Source organism: Aliarcobacter skirrowii CCUG 10374, assembly GCF_003544835.1.
GTDB lineage: Bacteria > Campylobacterota > Campylobacteria > Campylobacterales > Arcobacteraceae > Aliarcobacter > Aliarcobacter skirrowii.
The window spans coordinates 159,340-178,807 of the sequence record NZ_CP032099.1 but is presented as its reverse complement, the minus strand read 5'-3'; the positions used below and the strand labels follow the sequence as shown (position 1 = coordinate 178,807).

Sequence of the window (19,468 nt, the reverse complement as noted above, 5' to 3'; positions counted from 1 at the left end):
TCATTGATTCTAAAGTAAAAAATCTTTTATTAAAAAAATAGCTACAAAAACAAAGATAATATAAAAAATATTAACTTTTAAATATCTAATCAAAACAAATCCACAAATTACAACTAAGATATCAAATAAAGAGTAAATTGCACTTGGAATAATTGTGTTTATTAATGTTGCAAATAATAAAGCTACAACTGCAGCATTTATTGCTTTTATAACTCTTGATAACTTATCATTTTGTGAAAAACTTTCATAACTTTTATAAAAAGTAAGTATTAGTAAAAATCCACCTAAAAATATTCCAAAAGTTGCAATAATTGCTCCTAAAAGTGGACTTTGCTTTATAATATCAGCTCCTAAATAAGTTGCTATTGTAAACATAGGACCACTTACTGTTTGAGCTAATGAGTATGCAATTAAAAATGTATCATTTATAACTTTTTCACCTAAACTCTCTTGCAATATTGGTAAAACAACATGACCACCACCAAAAACTAAGCTACCACTTTTATAAAAATTAAAAAATAGATTTATTAGCTCATTTTTAAATTGAAATGTAAATGCTAAAAATAGAAGAGCTAAAAATATGAATAATATTAAAAAATTTGGAAGAGTAATTTTTTCATTAGTTTTATCTTCACTTTTAATAAATAAAAAACCAAAAACTGCACATAAAACTAAAATAAAAATTTGATTAAAAAATGAGCTAAAAAAGATAAGTAAAATAGATGCGAAAAAGAAGATAGATATTGTAATTTTATCTTTACAAAAGCTTTTAAACATACTAATTGTTGCATCAAGTACAATTACAACGGCAAAAAGTTTTAATGCATAAATAATAGAATTTACATAAGCACTATCATTTTGTAATGCTCCAAAGTACCAAATAAGATATAAAAAGATAAATGATGGAAGAGTAAAAGCTATAAAAGCTAAAATTGCTCCAACTATTCCGCCTCTTTTTAATCCTATTGTAAATCCAACTTGAGAAGAGCTAGGTCCTGGTAAAAATTGACTAAGAGCTACAATTTTTGTGTAACTCTCATCATCAAGCCATTTTAATCTATCTACAAAAGTTTTCTTAAAGTAAGCTATATGAGCTATTGGTCCACCAAAACTAAAAAGTCCTAATATTAGAAATCTGTAAAAAATATCTATTAAATTTAACATAATTTATTTTGATAAAATTTTTACAATTTCATCAACACTTAGTAATTTTCCAACCGATTTAACTTCACCATCAACTACAAGTGCTGGTGTACTCATAACACCATAGTTCATAATCTCAACTATATCTTCTACTTTTTTAACTTCATGAAATCCACCAATTTGAGCAACTGCTTTTTTTACAGCCTCTTCCAAAGCCTTACATTTTGTACAACCTGTTCCTAAAATCTCTATTTTCATCTTTTATCCTAATAAATAATTAAATAAATAACCAGCTAAAAGTATAGCCAGACCCACTACTGTAAAAAAGATTGCTATTAACTTCAAGCTTAAAACTCTTTTTAAAATCAAAGCTTCTGGAAGACTTAAAGCAACAACTGCCATCATAAATGATAGTGCAGTTCCAATTAACATACCTTTTTGTGTTAAAACCTCTACAAGTGGTAAAATTCCAGCTGCATTTGAATACATAGGAATTCCTATAACAACTGCAACTATTGGTGCATACCAAACATCTCCACCTGCATATTTACTTATAAACTCAGTTGGAATATATCCATGAATAAATGCTCCAATTGCAATACCAACAATTACATATAGATATATTTTTAGAAATATATCCTTTGTATATTCCCACGATTCTTTTAATCTTGAAGATATTAAAGTTGTATCTTCATTTGAATTTCCACAGCAACTATTTATTGGTTTTACCTCTATTAAAACCTCTTTTTCTAAATTTAAAGCTCCTATTACTAAACCTGCAACAATTGCTATTAACAGAGCAAAACCTACATAAAGTAAAGTAATTTTCCAACCAAAAAGTGAAATTAGTAAAGCAATAACAACCGCATCACTAAGTGGTGCTGAAATTAGATATGAAAAAGTAACTCCCAAAGGAATTCTAGCTTGTAAAAAACCTAAAAAAAGTGGAATTGCACTACAAGAACAAAAAGGTGTTAGCATTCCAAAAAATGCTGCAAAAATATGTCCAAAGATTTTATGTTTTCCAACTAAATAATCTCTTATTTTCTCAACAGGAAAATAACTTCGTAAAAATGTAACTAAAAAAATAATTGTAATTAAAAGTATAAATATTTTTATAGTGTCATAAATAAAAAAGTGTAAAGCCTCACCTATGTGGCTTCCTTTTTCTAATCCTAAAATATCAAATACAAATACCGCACTTAAATTAACTAACCAATCAAACATATAATTTATCCTTTAAATTGCTAATAGCACTATAAATAAAACAGGTGGTGTGATGATCAAACCAAATTTGCTGTATTGTGCAAATGAGATTTTTACACCTTTTTTTGCTAAAACATGAAGCCATAATAGAGTTGCAAGACTACCAAATGGTGTCATTTTTGGTCCAAGATTACATCCAACAATATTTGCATAAATCATAGCTTGATTTCCAATATCAGCTAATGCTATATCCATAATCATAATTGTTGGCATATTATTCATAATAGCACTTAAAAATGCGGCTATAAAACCTGTTCCTAAAACTGCAATTGTCTCACCTCTAAGAGCCAAATCTTTTAAAATTATTGCTAAATAATCTGTAAGTCCTGCATTTTTTAGACCATAAACAACAATATAAAGTCCAATACTAAACCACACAACTTGCCAAGGCGCTTCTTTTATAATTTTCAAAGGTTCAACAGATTTTGAAATAGTTGCAATAATTAAAAATATAGTTGCTCCACCTAATGCAAAAATTGAAATAGGTAAATCATAAGCATCTCCTAAAAAATAAGCACATAAAAGAAATGCTAAAAATACCCATGAAAAATAGAAGAGTTTCATATTTTTTATTACACTTTTTGGCTCTTTTAATAAAGTTATATCAACTTTTTTTGGAATATCTTTTCTCAAAATTAGCCATAAAAAAATTGTTGAAGCTATAACACTTACAATAAATGGAATTATCATATCAAAGAAATATTGTGCAAAACCTATACTAAAATAGTTTGCAGTTACTATATTTGTAAGATTTGAAAATACAAAAGGTAGTGATGCACTATCACTTATAAATCCACCTGCTAGTAAAAAAGCGATAATTGTTTTTAGGTTTAGTTGCAATATTCTCATTTTTGCTAATAATATTGGAGTTAAAATCAAAGCTGCTCCATCATTTGCAAAAAGAGCTGAAACAAATGCTCCAAGCAAAATTGAGTAGATAAACATTTTTATTCCACTACCATTTGAAAACTTTGCCATTTTCAAAGCTGCCCACTCAAAAAAACCAATCTCATCTAAAACTAAAGATAAAATAATAATTCCAATAAATGCTAAAGTTGCATCCCAAACTATATTTGTAACATCCAAAACATCACTAAAAGTTACAACTCCAAATATAAGTGCAATAAAAGCTCCAAAAATAGCACTTGTTCCAATTTGAATATTTTTTGGCTGAACAATCACAAAAGTTAAAGTTATAATAAATATTAAACTAGCAATTAGCATATATCACACTCTTTTTTTAAAATTGGAATATCAAGTTGTAAATAACTTATCTCTTTTAAAATAGATTCTCTAAAAATATCTAAAGGTGTTCTAATACTATAATAAGCCCATCGACCTTTTCTATCTACTTTTAAAAACCCTGCATCTTTTAAAATTTTAAGATGTCTTGATACCCTTGATTGTATCATTGAAAAAGAGTTTTCAATATCACAAACACAAACTTCACCATGAATATTTATAAAATTCAGTATCTTAACTCTAGTTTCATCATTTATAGCACCTATTGTTTGTAAAAAATTATCCATATCATCTCTTCTATTTTAAAGCTTCAACTACTTTGGGTAAAAGTATCTCTTCTATCTGTTTATATGTAGCTTCAAATGCTTCAAAACCTTTTCCATCTGGATCTTCAAAACCTACATGAATAACTTTTACAGCTTTTGGAAACATTGGACAAGTTTGGGAAGCATGGTCACAAACAGTTACAACTAAATCATACTCATTGTTTATTACTTTATCAATAGTTTTTGAATGATACTCCTCTTTCCAAATTCCTTTATCTTCTAAAAGTTTTTTAGCATTTAAATTTACTCTTCCACTAGCTCTTACTCCTGAACTATCGGCACTAATTCCATCTAATTTTGCATTTATTAAAGCTTCAGCGATAATACTTCTACAAGAGTTTCCTGTACATAAAATTAAAACTTTTTTGCTCATTTTTATCCTTTATTTTAAAAAAAGAATATTATCATATTAAATATTATATATCAAGATATATTGATATATAATATTTAATAAAAGAGAAAATAGAAATATCTATCTTCTCTTGCTACTTATTTTTTAAAGTCAGCTACGATTTTTGCTTTTAATTTATCAATTGTAAATCCAAACTCTTCAAAAAGTTTATCAGCTGGTCCACTTGCACCAAATGTATCCATTCCAAATACAACATCTGCAAATTTATAATACTCTAAAGCTCTTGAGGCTTCAACAGCATAAACTCTTGTTTTTGGATCAATAACTTTATTAATATAATCTTCACTTTGCTCTAAAAGTAAATCAAAACAAGGAACAGAAACTATATTTGCAACTATTCCCTCTTTCTCAAGCGCACAAGCTGTTTGAAGAGCAAGCATTACTTCACTTCCACTTGCCATTATTGTAATATTTGCATTTTCTCTTTGTTTTAATAAATATCCACCATTGCAAACATCTCCATAGGCTTTTTCATCTTTTAAAACTCTTAAACCTTGTCTTGAACAAACAAATGCTGTTGGAGCTTTCATTTTAAGTGCTACTTTCCAAGACTCTACATTTTCAGTTGCATCTGCTGGTCTAAATGTATAGAAATTTGGTAACGCTCTAAATTGTCCTAAATGTTCAATTGGTTGATGAGTTGGTCCATCTTCTCCAACACCAATACTATCATGTGTCCAAATAAAATGGTGTGGAATTGAAGCCAGTGCTGCTATTCTTGCACTTGGTTTTAAATAATCACTAAATACAAAGAATGTTGCACTATAAACTCTAAACAATCCATACAGATTCATTGCATTTGTAATAGCTGCCATAGCGTGTTCTTTTATTCCAAAATGAATATTTTTTCCATTTGGAAAATCACCCATTCCTTTTAATTCAGTTTTATTTGATGGAGCTAAATCTGCACTTCCACCTAAAAATCCTGGAATTGCACTTGCAATTGCATTTAAAATCTTATGATTTGAATCTCTTGTAGCAACACTTGAATCTGCTTCAAAAGTAGGATAAACAATTTTTGAAAAATCTGGATTTCTTAGTTCTTCAATTTTTTGTTTAATCTCTTTACTTAAAGCTTCACTCCACTCATTTTGAGCTGTACTTCCAACTATTAATTTATCAAAAGCACCTTTTACATCAGCAGCTACAAAGAACTCATCATCAGGATTAAATCCAGCTTTTATTTTTGCTTGTTTAATCTCTTCAGCACCTAAAGGAGCTCCATGAGAATGGTGACTTCCCTCAAGAGTAACAGCACCTTTTGCAATAACCGTTTTTGCAATAATCAAAACTGGCTGTGTTGAAGATTTTGCAGATATTAAAGCCTTATCAATTTGATCAAAATTATGTCCATCAATCTCTATTACTTCAAAATCAATAGCTTGAAATCTTTTTTTAACATTTTCACTCCAAGCAATACTTGTATCACCCTCAATTGTTATTGAATTACTATCATAAATTATTACAAGATTATCTAGTTTTAAATGCCCTGCAGTTGCAGTTGCCTCATAAGAGATTCCCTCTTGTAAATCTCCATCTCCACATAAACAGTAAACTTTATGATTTATTACATCTTTTCCCAATAAATTTTGAGCATATTTTCCTGCCATTGCAAAACCAACAGCATTTGCAATTCCTTGTCCAAGTGGTCCAGTTGTAATTTCAATTCCATGAGTATGTCCATATTCAGGATGCCCAGGAGTTTTTGAATTAAGTTGTCTAAAATTTTTTAAGTCATTTATTGATACATCAAATCCCCAAAGATGAAGCAAAGAGTAAACAAGTCCTGTTGCATGACCACCTGAAAATACTAATCTATCTCTATTTATCCACTTTTCATCTGCTGGATTTATATTTAAATGTTTACTTAAAACCGTTGCAATATCAGCCATTCCCATAGGAGCTCCAGGATGTCCTGAATTTGCTCTTTGTACCATATCAGCAGCTAAAAATCTAATAGTATCTGCTTGTTTTTGTAATAGTTGTTTTGACATAATTATCCTATATTCTAATGTTTTTTTGAAATTTTAAACGATTATATCTAAACTATGTTTAAGATATTTTCTCTAATTTTTTTTAAGAATTTGTAAATTTAAGCAAAAATGTTGATATAATTTAAAATTCTTGTTAAAAAAGAGAGTTTATATGAAATTTTTAATTTATACCATTTTACTTTCTACAACACTATTCTCAAATAATATCATTCTTACTCAAGAAGAGGAAGATTTTATAAAAGATAAAACTTTTAAAATTTCTATCACTACAAATTGGGAACCTTTTAGTTTTAAAGAGAAATCAGATGAACCTATGGGAATATCTTATGAGTATTGGAAACTAATTGTTGAAAAATTAAATCTTAAAACCCAAAATATATTTTTTACAAATTTTAATAAACAATTATTTAGTATCAAACAAAAAGAGAGTGATATAATTTTTAGTGCTGGAGAGACTTCACAAAGAAAAGATTATGCTCTTTTTTCAAATAAATATTTAACTTTTCCAATATCTATTGTTACAAAAAAAGATGAAAATTTTATAGAAAATATTGATGAAATAATTGATAGAAAAATTGCAGTAGGAAATAATTTTACAGCTCATAATCTTCTAAAAGAGAAATATCCAAACCTTAGTTTAACTCCAGTAGCTAGTGTAAAAGAGGGCTTAGAACTAGTTTCAAAAGATAAAGTTTTTGCATTTATTGATATAAAACCTGTATTAAACTTTAATATAGCTAAATATGGTTTTAAAGATTTAAAAATAACTGGAAATAGTGGTTTAGATTATGAGCTTAAATTTATGATAAGAGATGATTGTGAAATTTTAATTCCAATTTTAAATAAAGCAATAGATAATATAGATGAATCTTCTGTACTAGATATTGTAAATAGATGGAATAATGTACAATTTCAAACTAATTTTGACTATACAATTATTTGGTTACTTTTAGCTGCTATATTTTTAATTACTTTTGCATTTTTATATAGAAACTATATTTTAAAAAATTTAAATAACAAACTAAAAAATTTGGTTAATGAAAAAACAAAATCTCTTCATGAAATAAATAAAAATCTTGAAATTCTTGTTGAAAAAAAGAGTAGAGATTTAATTGAAAAAGAGAATCTTTTAAATCATCAAGCAAAAATGGCAGCGATGGGCGAAATGCTTGAAAATATTGCTCATCAATGGAGACAACCACTATCTGTAATCTCAACAATGGCAACCTCTTTAAAATTAAAACAAGAGATGAAAATTTTAGAAGATAAAGAGTTTTTTCAATCATTAGATATTATAAATAATGCTTCTCAACACCTTTCAAATACAATAGATGATTTTAGGAATTTTTTCTCATCTGAAAAAGAGATTAATAAGTTTTTAATATCAAATACAATAAAAAAATCAATTTTGCTTTTAAAAAGTAGCATAGATAAACACAATATAACTATAGTAGAAGATATTGAAGATAGTGAATTACTAAGTTATGAGAGTGAATTGATGCAAGTAATCTTAAATATAATTTCAAATTCAATTGATATTTTAAAAGATAAAAATATAGATTCAAGATATATATATTTTAAAACTAAGATTTTAAATAATAATCTTATTATTACAATTTCTGATAGCGGTGGTGGAATAGATAAAAAGATTTTAAATAGAGTTTTTGAACCATACTTTACAACAAAACACAAGAGCCAAGGAACGGGAATTGGTCTTTATATGTCGCTACAAATTGTTACAAAACATCTACATGGAAAATTATCCGTAAAAAATAGTAGTTTCTTACAAAATGGTGTTGAATACTTTGGTGCAGAGTTCTCTATAAATATACCAATATCTATTGATAAGTAGGTTTGTTAAATATTTTATCTTGATTTAGTTATAATATAAAACTTTATTTTAAGGGGAATTTATGTCTGTAAAAAGTAGATTAATATCTTTATCATTAGTGTTTATTTTATCACTATTGACTATTTCAACTGTTTCATATTTTAACTCAAAAAGTACATCTAATGATTTAGTAAATATTTCAGATGAAAGAATACCTATTCTTCTAGCAATTACCGATTTAGATACTTTAAGATACAAAATAAGAGCTGTGACTCAAGAGTTATTTTCGGTTAATGTTGATGAAAACTACAAAAAAAATCTTCAAGATATTAAAGAATATAGAGATTCAACTTGGGAACAAATTGATAAAAATTGGAAATTCTTTGCAAGCACACCAAGACAAACTGAGGCTGGTAAAAAGGCTTTTAATACTTTAGAAGCTACATTTAATGAGTGGAAAAAATCACATCAACCAATTGATGATAATCTAAAAAAATTAATCAACAATCAAGATGAGAGTAAAATAGAATCTTTGATGTTAAGCTATGAAAATAGTGTAAATAATATGATTCCAGTTTCTGTTAATTTTGGAAAGCTTTTAGATGAGCAAAAAACAAGAACTATAAATTATGCAACTAATATGGTTAAAAATTCAGTATCATCTTCAAGCAAAGCTTTAACAATTATCGTTATTCTTACAATTATTGTTATGGCTATTAGTTTGGCATTTACATTAGTAACTATAAACTTTATTATAAAATCTTTAAGTAGTGTTAGAGATGGAATTTTAGATTTTTTTGCTTTCTTAAATGAAGAGAGTAAAAGCGCTACACTAATTGATTTAAAAAATAGTGATGAATTTGGTGAGATTGCAAAAGTAATTAATCACAATATTATAAAAACTGAAAACTCTATAAAAAAAGATGATGAGTTTATTAATGCAACAGAAAATTTCGTAAAAGAGCTTTCAAGCGGAAATATGCTTGCAAAAATTGAAAAAGAGCCTGATACATCAAATTTAAAAGCTTTAAAAACACTTCTTTTAGAACTTCAATATTATTTAGAACATACAATCGCAAGAGATATAAATATGCTTCTTAAAGTTATAGATAGCTTTAAAAAATATGATTTTACTGCAAGATTTCCAAACCCTTATGCAAAAATTGCTGTCGCTATGAATGAACTTGGAGATGAAATTTCTGCTTTACTAAGACAATCTTACTCTACAGGTTTAAATCTTGAGCTTGCTTCAAATGAACTTCTTAACAATGTTGAAGTTTTAAATCAAAGTTCAAATGCCGCTGCTGCTTCTTTAGAAGAGACAGCCGCTGCTCTTGAAGAGATTACTTCAACTGTAATTAGCAATGCAAACAATGTTGAACTTATGTCTAAATTTTCAAATGAAGTTAGTAACTCAGCTAAAAAAGGTCAAGCTTTAGCAAATCAAACAACAACTGCAATGGATGAGATAAATAGTCAAGTAAATAAAATTAATGAAGCAATTTCAGTGATTGATAATATTGCATTCCAAACAAATATTTTATCTCTTAATGCAGCTGTTGAAGCAGCAACTGCTGGTGAAGCTGGAAAAGGTTTTGCTGTTGTTGCTCAAGAGGTGCGAAACTTAGCAAGTAGAAGTGCAGAAGCAGCTAGAGAGATTAAACTAATAGTTGAAAATGCAACTTTAAAAGCAAATGAGGGTAAAAATATTAGCTTTGAAATGATTGAAGGATATACAGAATTACTTGAAAATATTGATAAACAGACTCAAACTATAAATGAAATTGCATTAGCAAGTAAAGAGCAAGAAGCTGGTATTACTCAGATAAATGATGCTGTAACAGGTCTTGATCAACAAACTCAAAATAATGCAAGTATTGCTGCTCATACTAAATCAATTGCAACAAATGCTGATATGGTTGCTAAAAAAATTGTATCTGACTCAAAAAGTAAAGAGTTTATTGGAAAGCAAGAGATTGAAAACGAGTATAAAAAATCTAATGTAAAGATTGAAAAACCTGAAAATAAAAAATCTGAAAATAAAAATGAATCTATTAAAAAAACAGATGAGAAAAAAGAGAAAAAAGATGAGAAAGAGCTTCCTAAAAAAGATATCAAACTAAAAGAGATAAAACCTTCTAAATCTAGTGATGATGAATGGGAAAGTTTCTAATATAACTAGAGAAGCTTTCTCTAGTTGTAAAATAACGTAAACATATGCCTCAAAACTTACTATATGAAATAAATTCAAACCATCTAAAAAATATTGATATATTAAATCAAATATATGAAAACGAAGAAGACAACTACTATGTAAGTTTAGATTTTTCAAAAGAGTTTTATATTTTACAAGCTAGGGCTGGATTTATTTCTACTTCAATAAAATTAAACAATATATTTTATCTATTATGTGAAATTCAATTTGAATATGCCATTTTAGATTTTAAAAATCTTCATATTAGTAAGAAAGTAAAATCTCTTATAAAAAAAGATGATTTTATTTTTAGAGTAAATCATAATATTGAACTCTTTTTTAAACAATTAAATTTATACCACAAAAATAATTGGCTTATAGATAAATATGAGAAATTAATAAAAGATATCTTTTATAATTACAAAAGTGATGATTTTAAGATTTTAACCTTTGAAGTTTATGATAAAAATGATAATTTAATATCAGCAGAGATTGGATATAAAATAGAAAAGATATATACATCTTTAAGTGGATTTTGTTCAAAAGATAAAAAATACAACAACTATGGAAAACTTCAATTAACTCTTACAGCAAATTATTTACAAAATAATAAATTTCTATTTTGGAACTTAGGACATCCATATATGAACTATAAGTTTGATTTAGGTGCCACCCTTTTAACTCGTAAAGAGTTTTTAAAAAGATGGCTTAGTAGCTTAAATGTAAATTATTCACCATAAACAGTAACACACTGCTTAAAGTTATCTCTAGTTGGTGAAAAAAGTCCACTTTGTTCTGTGTATTCACTATGAATATCAACATGTTTTACTTTTGATATTCCACCATTTTTCGCAGCTTCAGCAACAGAGTTGCTTCCAACATAACCTTTTCCAATAACAAACTCTTTACAAATAGTAGCTTTTTTATAGCTATCAAGCTTTGAATAATCTGTATTTGTTCCATCATATTTCATTAAAGACGATGTATCTTCACTTTTTACCTTAATTGTGCTACAAGCTGTAAAAAAAGTAGCAATAAGAACTGTTGATGCTAATAATATTTTTTTCATATTTTCTCCTTTATTTTAATCGTAATTATAACAAAAATTTATGAAATAATTGCTAAAACTGCACCCTCTTCTACAGCCTTATTTGTTTCTGTTAAAATTTTTGAAACTGTTCCTGATACAGGCGCAACAACATCAATTTCCATTTTCATAGCTTCAAGAATCATAATTTGTTGATCTTTTTCAACTCTATCACCCTCTTTAACAAGAATCTTCCAAACATTACCATTTACAGGAGCTGTTGCTTCAGTTCCAGAGTAATTTACTTTTGATGCTGTTGTTTGAACAGGTGCTTGGTTAATTGGTGCTTGAACAACTTGTTGAACTGGAGCTGCTACTTGAATATTTTGAACATCTCCTTCAAAAACCGATACATTAAATCTTTGACCATCTACAACTACTGTATAATTTCCATTTGCCATTTTTTCTCCTATATTTATCTATTTATTTGTGTGATGTTTTATAGCTGCCATAATTGCCGCTACTTTTTTTAAATCAATTTGAGCATTTTGTGATATAACATTGTTATAAACAATATTTTGAGGAACAATCTGCTCATTTTTTGGAAAAAACTCAACAAAAGTCACACCTCTTGCTTTTAGTAAAAATCCAACAATTAATAAAATAGTAGATACTACTCCCATAACTATAAAAAAGTTTGCTAATAAAGTTTGCAAATTTCTCCTTTTTCCTTTTTTGATTTGATATTCTATGAAAAATAAATAAAATCTTCTTCTTTTTAAGTGCTTTATAAATTGTTGTATAGTGCTAAATTTATATATATTTTGCTATCATATCATTATGAAAAAAGAGACTTTAGAAAAAAGAACAAATATTGCAAACGATATTATGTATTATATCTATACACATATAGACACAAATATTGATATTGAAGAGTTAAGTATTGATTTGGGAATTAGTAAATTTCATATGCATAGAGTTTTTAAAGAGATTTTTGGAAGAAATATTTATGAAAGTATAAAATCAATTAGACTTCAAAAAGCTTCAAATTTACTATTAACAAATAAATACTCAACAATTTCTAGTATTGTAAACTCATGTGGTTATTCATCACAATCATCTTTTATTAAAATATTTAAAGAGAGATTTGGAATGAGTCCAAAAGAGTGGAAAAATGGTGGTTATAAAGAGTATTCAAATAATATTATCAACCAATCAAAATTTTCATTAAAATCTAAAACTAACTTTGACTCAATAGTTCCAACTATTGTTAAAAATCCAGCTATTGAGAGTTATTATATTAGAAATAGAGGTTATGATAAGAATATTGAATTAACTTGGCAAAAGTTAGAGACTTGGCTTTTAACAAACAATATAAAACAGTATAAAAAAGCATCCTTATTTCATGATAATCCTACAATCACTCCACTTGAAGAGTGCCAATATATTGCTTGTATAATAGTTGAAGATGATTGTGATGTTAAAAGTGACAGAATTCCAAAATTTAATATTGCAGAGGGTGTTTATGCAAGATTTGATTTAAAATGCAAAAATGAAGATTTATTACCTTTTATTCAATGGGTTTATCATGAATGGTTACCAAAAAGTGAATATGAAACTACTACAAAACCATCTTATGCAATATATGAAAATCTTGATTTTGTAAATGATAATTTGGAGTTTAGTTTTTTTGTTTCAATTGATTTTTAGTGATTTTAAAAGTGGAGCGGGAGACGAGACTCGAACTCGCGACAGTCTGCTTGGAAGGCAGAAGCTCTAGCCAACTGAGCTACTCCCGCAACAATAAAAGAATCTAAAATATAATTTTAGATGGTGCGGATGGAGAGACTCGAACTCTCACACCGTGAGGCACCAGATCCTAAGTCTGGCGTGTATACCAATTTCACCACATCCGCATAAAATAAATTTAAAATTTAGTTGGTATTCTAAACCAAAATGGTACTCCCAGTACGATTCGAACGTACGGCCTACGCCTTAGAAGGGCGTTGCTCTATCCAGCTGAGCTATGGAAGCATTTAATACTAATTGAAAAATGGGGTAGATAATGGGGCTCGAACCCACGACCCTCGGAACCACAACCCGATGCTCTAACCAACTGAGCTATACCTACCATAAATTTTAAGTCCTAATGGTCGGGGCGAGAGGATTCGAACCTCCGGCCCCCTGGTCCCAAACCAGGTGCGCTAACCAGACTGCGCTACGCCCCGATAAACACATTTAATTCAAAAAGTGGACGGAATTATATTATATAAAAAACTTTTTGTCAAGTACTTTTTGAATATTTTTTGTTTTTTTTCCTAAAATGTGTTTTTTTCTATAAATTTTTTGTAATTTTCACTAATGTTTGTTATTTCAAGCTCAATTATTTGTGGGACTTCATAACTATGTAGTTCTAAGATTCTATCTTTTACTTGTGAAAATAAACTTTTTTTTGTTTTTATACTTAGAAGAATCTCTTTATCTTCACAAAGCTTATTATTCCAAAAATAGATTGATTTAATCTTTTGCATCTGTACACAAGCAGCTAGTTTATCTTTTATTAAACTTTTTGATATATTTTCAGCCTCTTTTTTATCTTTACAGGTTGTTTTAACAATTGTAATATTCATAATATCTTAACTCCTTCTATTATATCTCTAGGAGTCATAGAGTAGCTTCTTTTTTTATAACGCTTTGCTGATAGTGTATGTGCTAAACTTCCACTAATTGTTGCATCTAAACTACTATAACCTTGTGCTAAAAGTGAAGCTATAAGTCCACTTAAAACATCTCCACTTCCACCCTTACTTAATTTTGAACTCCCAAATATATTTACAAAAATATTATTATTTTTTGCAACAATAACATTTGCACCTTTTAACAAAATTGTAACTTTTGGATATTTTTGAGTAAATTTTTCAACATAAAAAAATCTTCTTTTTTGAAGCTCTTCTATAGATATATCTGCTAAATTTGTAAGTTTTAACAAAGAGATAAACTCTTTTGGATGTGGAGTTAAAACACAATCTTGATCTAAAAATTGAAGCACTTTTTTATTATAAAAAATATCTGCATCTAAAAGTTTTGGTAATTTTAAAGCAACTATTTTATCTAATAAACTATCTTCAATAAAACCTAAACCCATTCCAAATGCTACTGCTGTGCAATTTTTGCTAAAATCTTTGCTTTGCATTAAAAAACTTGGTGTTAAAATTTTATTTTTTCTAATCACAGTTACAAGACCAACTCCAAAAGCAAAAGCAGCCTCTGAAGAGATTATAGAAGCACCCTCTTTTTCACCACAAATTATGTTTAAATGTCCAAAACTACCCTTATTTGAATTTTTAGACTCTCTATTTGGAAGTTTTAAATCACTTTTTGAAAGAAGATATTTATTACTAGAAGTTTGAAAAAAATCACTATGAATTCCTAAATTAGCAACTTTTATTTTTCCAACAAAATCTTTTACTAAATCGCCAAATAGTGAAGTTTTATATGCACCCATTGTAATAGTTACATTAGCTTTAAAGCATATCTCTTTAATTAAACCATCTTTATTAATTCCACTTGGAATATCACATGCTATTTTGTAAGCATCTAATTTATTCATCTCTTTTAATAAAGTTTTTGCCTCAAAAGATATATCTTTATTTAATCCTGTTCCAAAAATTGCATCAACTAAGATATCACACTTTTCTAATTTTGTAACAAATTCAACACCTATGGCTTTTGCTCTTTTTTCTTGAATTTTTGCCATAGGTGATTTTGCTTTTATATATTGTAAAACTTTTACTTTGTAGCTATTTTGTAGTAATCTTGCTAATGCTAAGCCATCAGCTCCATTGTTTCCGCCGCCACAAACAATTAAAACAGATTTATCTTTTTTAAAATTTTTTTTAATAAAATTAAATATTGATAAGGCTGCATTCTCCATTAAAATATCTTCGCTTAGAAAATATTTTTCAACAGCTCTTTTATCTAAACTTTGAACCTCATCAAATATTTTTTTCATATTTAACCTTTAGTTTTTAAATTTCCATCCATTATCAACTAAAATTACTCTTATTTTATCTTTTAAATCACCTTGAATCTCAATAGTTTCACCTTTTATAGAACCACCACAAGCAAGATTAGTTTTTAAAAGTTTTAAAATCTCTTTTATTCTCTCATCTTCAATTTGAAATTTTCCAACAGTTGTTATAGGTTTTCCATTTCTTTTCTCAAATCCAAAAACTAATTGATGTTGTACCTTTGGTAAAATAGTTTTTGAACTCTTTTTTGAAACTTTTTTATCCTCTTTTTTTGTATCTAAAACATTTCCCTCTAGTTTTGCACCTAAACCAAAAGTTAATTTTTCAACAATACCCATTTTAATACTCCTTAACTCTTGTTTGAACATCAAGATTCTCTAATTTTGTAAAATCTTGTTGTTTAAATTGCTCAACTGCAACTCTTCCAATCATCGCTGCATTATCAGAGCAATATTTTAAAGGACTTAAATATAAATTTGTATTATATTTTTCACAAAGCTTCTCTATTTCGCTTCTTAAAAACAAATTTGCACTAGCCCCACCAACAATAGCAAAATTTTTTATACTCTTTTGCTTAAATAGTTTTCTTAATTTCTGCATTATATGTTCAACTGCAGTTTTTTGAAAACTAGCACTTATATCATATTTATCTTGCTGTGTTAAAGTGGTGCGTTCAAGATTCTCTATTTGTAATCTAACTGCATTTTTAAGTCCTGAGTAACTAAACTCTATTTTAGGACTTTGAGAAAGTGGAATTGGAAAATCAAATCTATTCATATCTCCTTTTAAAGAGTACTCTTGAACAATAGGTCCTCCTGGATAACCAAGATTTAGCATTTTTGAAACCTTATCAAAACTCTCTCCAAAACTATCATCAAGTGTTCTTGCTAACAGACTCATTTGTGTCAAACTTTGTGCTTCAACAATTTGAGTATGCCCACCTGAAACTAAAAGTACAGTTATTGGAAAAATAGCATCTTTTTCTATAAAAAGTGAATAGATATGACCTTTTAAATGATTAACTGCAATAATTGGTATATTTAAAGCAATACTTATTGCTTTTGCCATAGCAACACCCTCTGTTAAAGTTACACTTAATCCTGGTGCATTTGTAACTGCAACTGCTTTTAAATCTTTAAAATACTCTTTGCACTCTTCAAGTATTTTTGGTAAGGCTTCGATATGAAGTCTTGCTGCTAGTTCTGGAACAACTCCTCCATAGATGCTATGTTGTAACTCTTGAGAAATCTTTTTATGAAAAACTAACTCTAGCGTATCAATTTTTGTAATTGAAATTGAGCTGTCATCACAAGATGATTCAATAGCTAAAATCATAGATTTTCCTCACACTGCTCAACTCTTTTTATCCAATCTAATGCACAATCAAGCTTTCCAAAACCAGAACTTGAATTTATATGTCCAGCATCTTCCATAATTTTCATACCAACATTTAACTTACTTTGTAGCTCTATAGCCTCTTCTAAACTCATATATGGATCATTTGTAGATGCTGCTATTATAATCTCTTTTGCTTTTAATTCTTTAGCAATTGGATATGGAAAAAAACTTTTTGCCTCTTCTAAAGGTTTATTTCTAACAGGAGCAACTAACATTAACTTATCAAGCTTAATATCAAGTTCATCGCAAGTGTGAAACCATAAAATATTTGCCAAAGAGTGACAAACTACAATATTTGGTTTGAAGTGCTTAATCTCCTCTTTTAAAAAGTTTTTCCACTCATTTAAAGATGGGCTATTTTTATTTGGTAACTCTGGAAAAGATACTATATATCTCTCTTTTATTAAATCACTTGCTAAGTGTGCTTGCCAATGAGGAAAATCACTTCCACTAAGTCCATGTAATATTAAAACTCTTTTACTCATCTTTAGCTCCATACTCTTTTATTTCAAATTTTGCTCTTTTTAAGCTATCTTCAATACTCTTATCAAAATACTCTATAGAAAATTTATAATCTTTTTTAAAAACAAGAGCTACAAACTCTTTACTACTCTCTACTTTTTCTTTATTACTAGAAGAGTGTTTTTTCCACTCTTCTAATTTATTTTCATAAATAGTTATAATATTTTTTTCAAATCTATTTCTTGAATAGATTAAATAAATTGTTAAACCTATTAAAAATCCAAATGGTATTAGTAAATCAAGACTCATAATAACTTCTAACCTCTTTATCAATTAAAAAAACATCATCAATATTTGAAGCTTTTAAATTTGAAAATCTATTAACTGCATCCAAACTAATTTTAGAAATATCTAAAAAACCAATTTTATTACTTAAAAATTTTGATACAGCAACTTCATTTGCTGCATTTAAAATAACTCCTAAATCAAGATTATTTAATACATCATTTTTAATTTTCCAAATTGGGTATCTACTCTCTTCTATCTTTTTAAACTCTAAATTAGATATCTCCAAAAGATTTACAGGTTCTAATATTTCACTATCTATTTTTCCTAAAATTGCATAAGCAATTGGTAGTTGCATAGAAGCATTTGCAAGATGTGCTGTTGTGCTTCCATCTTTGAAATTTATAAATGCATGAACTAAAGATTTTGGCTCAATAACAGCATCAATTTTTTTTGTATTAAATAGCCAAGCAGCTTCTATTAGCTCAAACATCTTATTTGTCATAGTTGCACTATCTATAGTTATTTTATTCCCCATATTCCAATTTGGATGGTTAAGTGCCTCTTTTACTGTTACATTTTTTAACTTTTCAAGTGAATAATCTCTAAATGAACCTCCACTTGCAGTTATAGTCATTGAATCAATTTTTTTATCTTGAAGCAAATACCAAAGCCCAAAATGCTCACTATCAATTGCACTTAAATTTTTTTGATCAATAAATTTTCCAGCAACAACCAAGGACTCTTTATTTGCCAAAGCTAATTTTTTGCCACACTCTATTGTTTTTAAACTTGGTTTTAATCCTAAAAATCCAACCAAAGCATTTACAACAATATTTGAACTACTCTCTTCTATCGCTTCTAAAATTGCATCTTCTCCAAAATATACATTATGATGATTTACTCTATGTAAATCATCTTTTGAAGAGATAACTACTCTTTTTGGATTAAACTCTTTTATTTGAATATTTAGTAAATCAATATTTTTTCCAGCAACTAAAATCTCAACATCTAAATTGAATCTTTTAGCAACCTTTAATGTATTTACTCCTATGGATCCTGTGCTTCCAAGAATAATCAAATAATTATCCTTAACATAACAAGCATTACAACCGATCCAAACAGATATCCATCAACTCTATCTAAAACTCCACCATGACCTGGGAAAATATTTCCACTATCTTTTACCTCAGCAGCTCTTTTTAAATAACTTTCAAACAGATCTCCAAATACTGAAGATAAAGATACAACAGCTGAAACTAAAACTGCTCCAAAAAATGAGATATCACTTATAGAAGTTAGTGTTCCTAAAACAATTGCAAAAGCCATACCACCAAAAACACCCTCTAAAGTCTTATTTGGACTTGTTTCAGAAAATGGAGTTTTTCCAAAAGTTTTTCCTACAAAATATGCTCCAATATCAGTTGCAGCAACTATAACTAAAAGCCAGAATAGAACCATTACACCAAATTCGCTATAAAGTGTCATTAAAAATACAAAAGAGGCTGTTGGATAAAGAAGTGGTAGAATCATCTTTTTATCAAGCTTTCTTTTATAAGCAATTTGAGAGGCATATCCAATAGCAACAATAAATATTAAATCAATTGGTGATGGATAAAAATATATTGCTATCCAAAGAAGTAAAACATAAATATAGATACTTTTATTTTCAAGTTTATATAAGTTTTTAGCCTCACTTACTGCAATCATTAGTAAAGTTCCAAAAAATAACCAAAATAGAAAATATGAGTCTATAATTCCTATAAATAGTACAAAAATTGTTAAAACTATTCCAGTTTTAACCCTAGTTGATAAATTTCCAATAATTTCTAACATAGCAGACTAACCTTATATTTT

22 protein-coding genes and 5 tRNA genes are annotated in these 19,468 nt (G+C 27.9%); 4 read left to right on the top strand and 23 right to left on the bottom strand.

The window, feature by feature from the left end; translation table 11 throughout:
- Positions 1–9 precede the first annotated feature (9 nt).
- The 7 genes from chrA to tkt form a co-directional block, all read right to left on the bottom strand.
- Positions 10–1,164: a chromate efflux transporter gene (gene chrA / locus ASKIR_RS00980; RefSeq protein ID WP_066352883.1), complete on the bottom strand. Its 1,155-nt coding sequence runs from the start codon at positions 1,162–1,164 to the stop codon at positions 10–12.
- Between the two features lie 3 nt (positions 1,165–1,167).
- Positions 1,168–1,401: a thioredoxin family protein gene (locus ASKIR_RS00975; protein ID WP_066352885.1), complete on the bottom strand. Its 234-nt coding sequence runs from the start codon at positions 1,399–1,401 to the stop codon at positions 1,168–1,170.
- A gap of 3 nt (positions 1,402–1,404) precedes the next feature.
- Positions 1,405–2,370: a permease gene (locus ASKIR_RS00970; protein ID WP_066352887.1), complete on the bottom strand. Its 966-nt coding sequence runs from the start codon at positions 2,368–2,370 to the stop codon at positions 1,405–1,407.
- A gap of 12 nt (positions 2,371–2,382) precedes the next feature.
- Positions 2,383–3,633, bottom strand: coding sequence for an arsenic transporter (locus ASKIR_RS00965; RefSeq protein ID WP_066352889.1), 1,251 nt, complete (start codon positions 3,631–3,633; stop codon positions 2,383–2,385).
- A complete protein-coding gene (locus tag ASKIR_RS00960) occupies positions 3,627–3,938 on the bottom strand; it encodes an ArsR/SmtB family transcription factor (protein ID WP_066347080.1) in 312 nt (103 codons plus the stop codon). Before ASKIR_RS00960 ends, ASKIR_RS00965 begins: the two co-directional genes overlap by 7 nt.
- 10 nt (positions 3,939–3,948) lie before the next feature.
- On the bottom strand, positions 3,949–4,350 hold the full coding sequence (locus ASKIR_RS00955) for an arsenate reductase ArsC (RefSeq protein ID WP_066352891.1): 402 nt from the start codon (positions 4,348–4,350) through the stop codon (positions 3,949–3,951).
- Positions 4,351–4,466: 116 nt separating this feature from the next.
- Entirely contained in the window at positions 4,467–6,383 is a 1,917-nt protein-coding gene (gene tkt, locus ASKIR_RS00950; protein WP_066352898.1) for a transketolase, read from the bottom strand.
- A gap of 151 nt (positions 6,384–6,534) precedes the next feature.
- Here tkt and ASKIR_RS00945 point away from each other — a divergent pair, with 151 nt between their 5' ends.
- From ASKIR_RS00945 to ASKIR_RS00935, 3 genes are all read left to right on the top strand, one after another.
- Positions 6,535–8,235, top strand: coding sequence for an ATP-binding protein (locus ASKIR_RS00945; RefSeq protein WP_066352900.1), 1,701 nt, complete (start codon positions 6,535–6,537; stop codon positions 8,233–8,235).
- A gap of 61 nt (positions 8,236–8,296) precedes the next feature.
- Entirely contained in the window at positions 8,297–10,387 is a 2,091-nt protein-coding gene (locus ASKIR_RS00940; RefSeq protein ID WP_115588019.1) for a HAMP domain-containing methyl-accepting chemotaxis protein, read from the top strand.
- Positions 10,388–10,431: 44 nt separating this feature from the next.
- Positions 10,432–11,148 (top strand): hypothetical protein, encoded by a 717-nt coding sequence (locus tag ASKIR_RS00935; RefSeq protein WP_115588020.1) that lies wholly within the window; start codon positions 10,432–10,434, stop codon positions 11,146–11,148.
- Here ASKIR_RS00935 and ASKIR_RS00930 read toward each other — a convergent pair.
- Genes ASKIR_RS00930 through ASKIR_RS00920 form a run of 3 tightly spaced genes read right to left on the bottom strand, consistent with a single transcriptional unit; the run spans position 11,136 to position 12,151 of the window.
- Positions 11,136–11,477, bottom strand: coding sequence for a TRL domain-containing protein (locus ASKIR_RS00930; RefSeq protein WP_066349840.1), 342 nt, complete (start codon positions 11,475–11,477; stop codon positions 11,136–11,138). The genes ASKIR_RS00935 and ASKIR_RS00930 overlap by 13 nt on opposite strands.
- A gap of 38 nt (positions 11,478–11,515) precedes the next feature.
- On the bottom strand, positions 11,516–11,896 hold the full coding sequence (locus tag ASKIR_RS00925) for a biotin/lipoyl-containing protein (protein ID WP_115588021.1): 381 nt from the start codon (positions 11,894–11,896) through the stop codon (positions 11,516–11,518).
- 18 nt (positions 11,897–11,914) lie between these two features.
- On the bottom strand, positions 11,915–12,151 hold the full coding sequence (locus ASKIR_RS00920) for an OadG family protein (RefSeq protein ID WP_167540780.1): 237 nt from the start codon (positions 12,149–12,151) through the stop codon (positions 11,915–11,917).
- Positions 12,152–12,275: 124 nt separating this feature from the next.
- On the opposite strand from ASKIR_RS00920, the gene ASKIR_RS00915 reads away from it, so the two are divergent.
- A complete protein-coding gene (locus ASKIR_RS00915) occupies positions 12,276–13,145 on the top strand; it encodes an AraC family transcriptional regulator (RefSeq protein WP_066349842.1) in 870 nt (289 codons plus the stop codon).
- A 12-nt stretch (positions 13,146–13,157) separates the two neighbouring features.
- Here ASKIR_RS00915 and ASKIR_RS00910 read toward each other — a convergent pair.
- From ASKIR_RS00910 to ASKIR_RS00850, 13 genes are all read right to left on the bottom strand, one after another.
- Positions 13,158–13,234 (bottom strand) — tRNA-Gly (locus ASKIR_RS00910).
- A 32-nt stretch (positions 13,235–13,266) separates the two neighbouring features.
- Positions 13,267–13,351: transfer RNA gene (locus ASKIR_RS00905), tRNA-Leu, on the bottom strand.
- A gap of 41 nt (positions 13,352–13,392) precedes the next feature.
- Positions 13,393–13,469: transfer RNA gene (locus ASKIR_RS00900), tRNA-Arg, on the bottom strand.
- Between the two features lie 20 nt (positions 13,470–13,489).
- A tRNA-His gene (locus tag ASKIR_RS00895) sits at positions 13,490–13,566 on the bottom strand.
- Positions 13,567–13,585: 19 nt separating this feature from the next.
- A tRNA-Pro gene (locus ASKIR_RS00890) sits at positions 13,586–13,663 on the bottom strand.
- 90 nt (positions 13,664–13,753) lie between these two features.
- Positions 13,754–14,065 carry a divalent-cation tolerance protein CutA gene (gene cutA, locus ASKIR_RS00885; RefSeq protein ID WP_066159284.1) on the bottom strand — a complete coding sequence of 104 codons (312 nt, stop codon included), beginning with the start codon at positions 14,063–14,065 and terminating at the stop codon, positions 13,754–13,756.
- The gene (locus tag ASKIR_RS00880) at positions 14,062–15,447 is read right to left on the bottom strand and encodes an NAD(P)H-hydrate dehydratase (RefSeq protein WP_115588022.1); all 1,386 of its coding nucleotides are present in this window, start codon (positions 15,445–15,447) and stop codon (positions 14,062–14,064) included. The genes cutA and ASKIR_RS00880 overlap by 4 nt, the downstream gene beginning before the upstream one ends.
- Positions 15,448–15,456: 9 nt before the next feature.
- Positions 15,457–15,804 (bottom strand): translation initiation factor, encoded by a 348-nt coding sequence (locus ASKIR_RS00875; RefSeq protein ID WP_066159290.1) that lies wholly within the window; start codon positions 15,802–15,804, stop codon positions 15,457–15,459.
- Between the two features lies 1 nt (position 15,805).
- A complete protein-coding gene (gene tsaD / locus ASKIR_RS00870) occupies positions 15,806–16,801 on the bottom strand; it encodes a tRNA (adenosine(37)-N6)-threonylcarbamoyltransferase complex transferase subunit TsaD (RefSeq protein WP_115588023.1) in 996 nt (331 codons plus the stop codon).
- Positions 16,798–17,349, bottom strand: coding sequence for an RBBP9/YdeN family alpha/beta hydrolase (locus ASKIR_RS00865; protein ID WP_115588024.1), 552 nt, complete (start codon positions 17,347–17,349; stop codon positions 16,798–16,800). Before ASKIR_RS00865 ends, tsaD begins: the two co-directional genes overlap by 4 nt.
- Positions 17,342–17,635, bottom strand: a complete 294-nt coding sequence (locus ASKIR_RS00860) for a hypothetical protein (RefSeq protein WP_115588025.1) — start codon at positions 17,633–17,635, stop codon at positions 17,342–17,344. Before ASKIR_RS00860 ends, ASKIR_RS00865 begins: the two co-directional genes overlap by 8 nt.
- The gene (dxr, locus tag ASKIR_RS00855; protein ID WP_115588026.1) at positions 17,625–18,692 is read right to left on the bottom strand and encodes a 1-deoxy-D-xylulose-5-phosphate reductoisomerase; all 1,068 of its coding nucleotides are present in this window, start codon (positions 18,690–18,692) and stop codon (positions 17,625–17,627) included. Before dxr ends, ASKIR_RS00860 begins: the two co-directional genes overlap by 11 nt.
- The gene (locus tag ASKIR_RS00850) at positions 18,689–19,447 is read right to left on the bottom strand and encodes a phosphatidate cytidylyltransferase (protein ID WP_115588027.1); all 759 of its coding nucleotides are present in this window, start codon (positions 19,445–19,447) and stop codon (positions 18,689–18,691) included. The genes dxr and ASKIR_RS00850 overlap by 4 nt, the downstream gene beginning before the upstream one ends.
- Positions 19,448–19,468: the final 21 nt, after the last annotated feature.

Excerpts from the sequence above, each read along its gene's own strand:
- chrA (WP_066352883.1), bottom strand. The coding sequence starts at position 1,164 with ATGTTAAATTTAATAGATATTTTTTACAGATTTCTAATATTAGGACTT.
- ASKIR_RS00975 (WP_066352885.1), bottom strand. The coding sequence starts at position 1,401 with ATGAAAATAGAGATTTTAGGAACAGGTTGTACAAAATGTAAGGCTTTG.
- ASKIR_RS00970 (WP_066352887.1), bottom strand. The coding sequence starts at position 2,370 with ATGTTTGATTGGTTAGTTAATTTAAGTGCGGTATTTGTATTTGATATT.
- ASKIR_RS00965 (WP_066352889.1), bottom strand. The coding sequence starts at position 3,633 with ATGCTAATTGCTAGTTTAATATTTATTATAACTTTAACTTTTGTGATT.
- ASKIR_RS00960 (WP_066347080.1), bottom strand. The coding sequence starts at position 3,938 with ATGGATAATTTTTTACAAACAATAGGTGCTATAAATGATGAAACTAGA.
- ASKIR_RS00955 (WP_066352891.1), bottom strand. The coding sequence starts at position 4,350 with ATGAGCAAAAAAGTTTTAATTTTATGTACAGGAAACTCTTGTAGAAGT.
- tkt (WP_066352898.1), bottom strand. The coding sequence starts at position 6,383 with ATGTCAAAACAACTATTACAAAAACAAGCAGATACTATTAGATTTTTA.
- ASKIR_RS00945 (WP_066352900.1), top strand. The coding sequence starts at position 6,535 with ATGAAATTTTTAATTTATACCATTTTACTTTCTACAACACTATTCTCA.
- ASKIR_RS00940 (WP_115588019.1), top strand. The coding sequence starts at position 8,297 with ATGTCTGTAAAAAGTAGATTAATATCTTTATCATTAGTGTTTATTTTA.
- ASKIR_RS00935 (WP_115588020.1), top strand. The coding sequence starts at position 10,432 with ATGCCTCAAAACTTACTATATGAAATAAATTCAAACCATCTAAAAAAT.
- ASKIR_RS00930 (WP_066349840.1), bottom strand. The coding sequence starts at position 11,477 with ATGAAAAAAATATTATTAGCATCAACAGTTCTTATTGCTACTTTTTTT.
- ASKIR_RS00925 (WP_115588021.1), bottom strand. The coding sequence starts at position 11,896 with ATGGCAAATGGAAATTATACAGTAGTTGTAGATGGTCAAAGATTTAAT.
- ASKIR_RS00915 (WP_066349842.1), top strand. The coding sequence starts at position 12,276 with ATGAAAAAAGAGACTTTAGAAAAAAGAACAAATATTGCAAACGATATT.
- cutA (WP_066159284.1), bottom strand. The coding sequence starts at position 14,065 with ATGAATATTACAATTGTTAAAACAACCTGTAAAGATAAAAAAGAGGCT.
- ASKIR_RS00880 (WP_115588022.1), bottom strand. The coding sequence starts at position 15,447 with ATGAAAAAAATATTTGATGAGGTTCAAAGTTTAGATAAAAGAGCTGTT.
- ASKIR_RS00875 (WP_066159290.1), bottom strand. The coding sequence starts at position 15,804 with ATGGGTATTGTTGAAAAATTAACTTTTGGTTTAGGTGCAAAACTAGAG.
- tsaD (WP_115588023.1), bottom strand. The coding sequence starts at position 16,801 with ATGATTTTAGCTATTGAATCATCTTGTGATGACAGCTCAATTTCAATT.
- ASKIR_RS00865 (WP_115588024.1), bottom strand. The coding sequence starts at position 17,349 with ATGAGTAAAAGAGTTTTAATATTACATGGACTTAGTGGAAGTGATTTT.
- ASKIR_RS00860 (WP_115588025.1), bottom strand. The coding sequence starts at position 17,635 with ATGAGTCTTGATTTACTAATACCATTTGGATTTTTAATAGGTTTAACA.
- ASKIR_RS00850 (WP_115588027.1), bottom strand. The coding sequence starts at position 19,447 with ATGTTAGAAATTATTGGAAATTTATCAACTAGGGTTAAAACTGGAATA.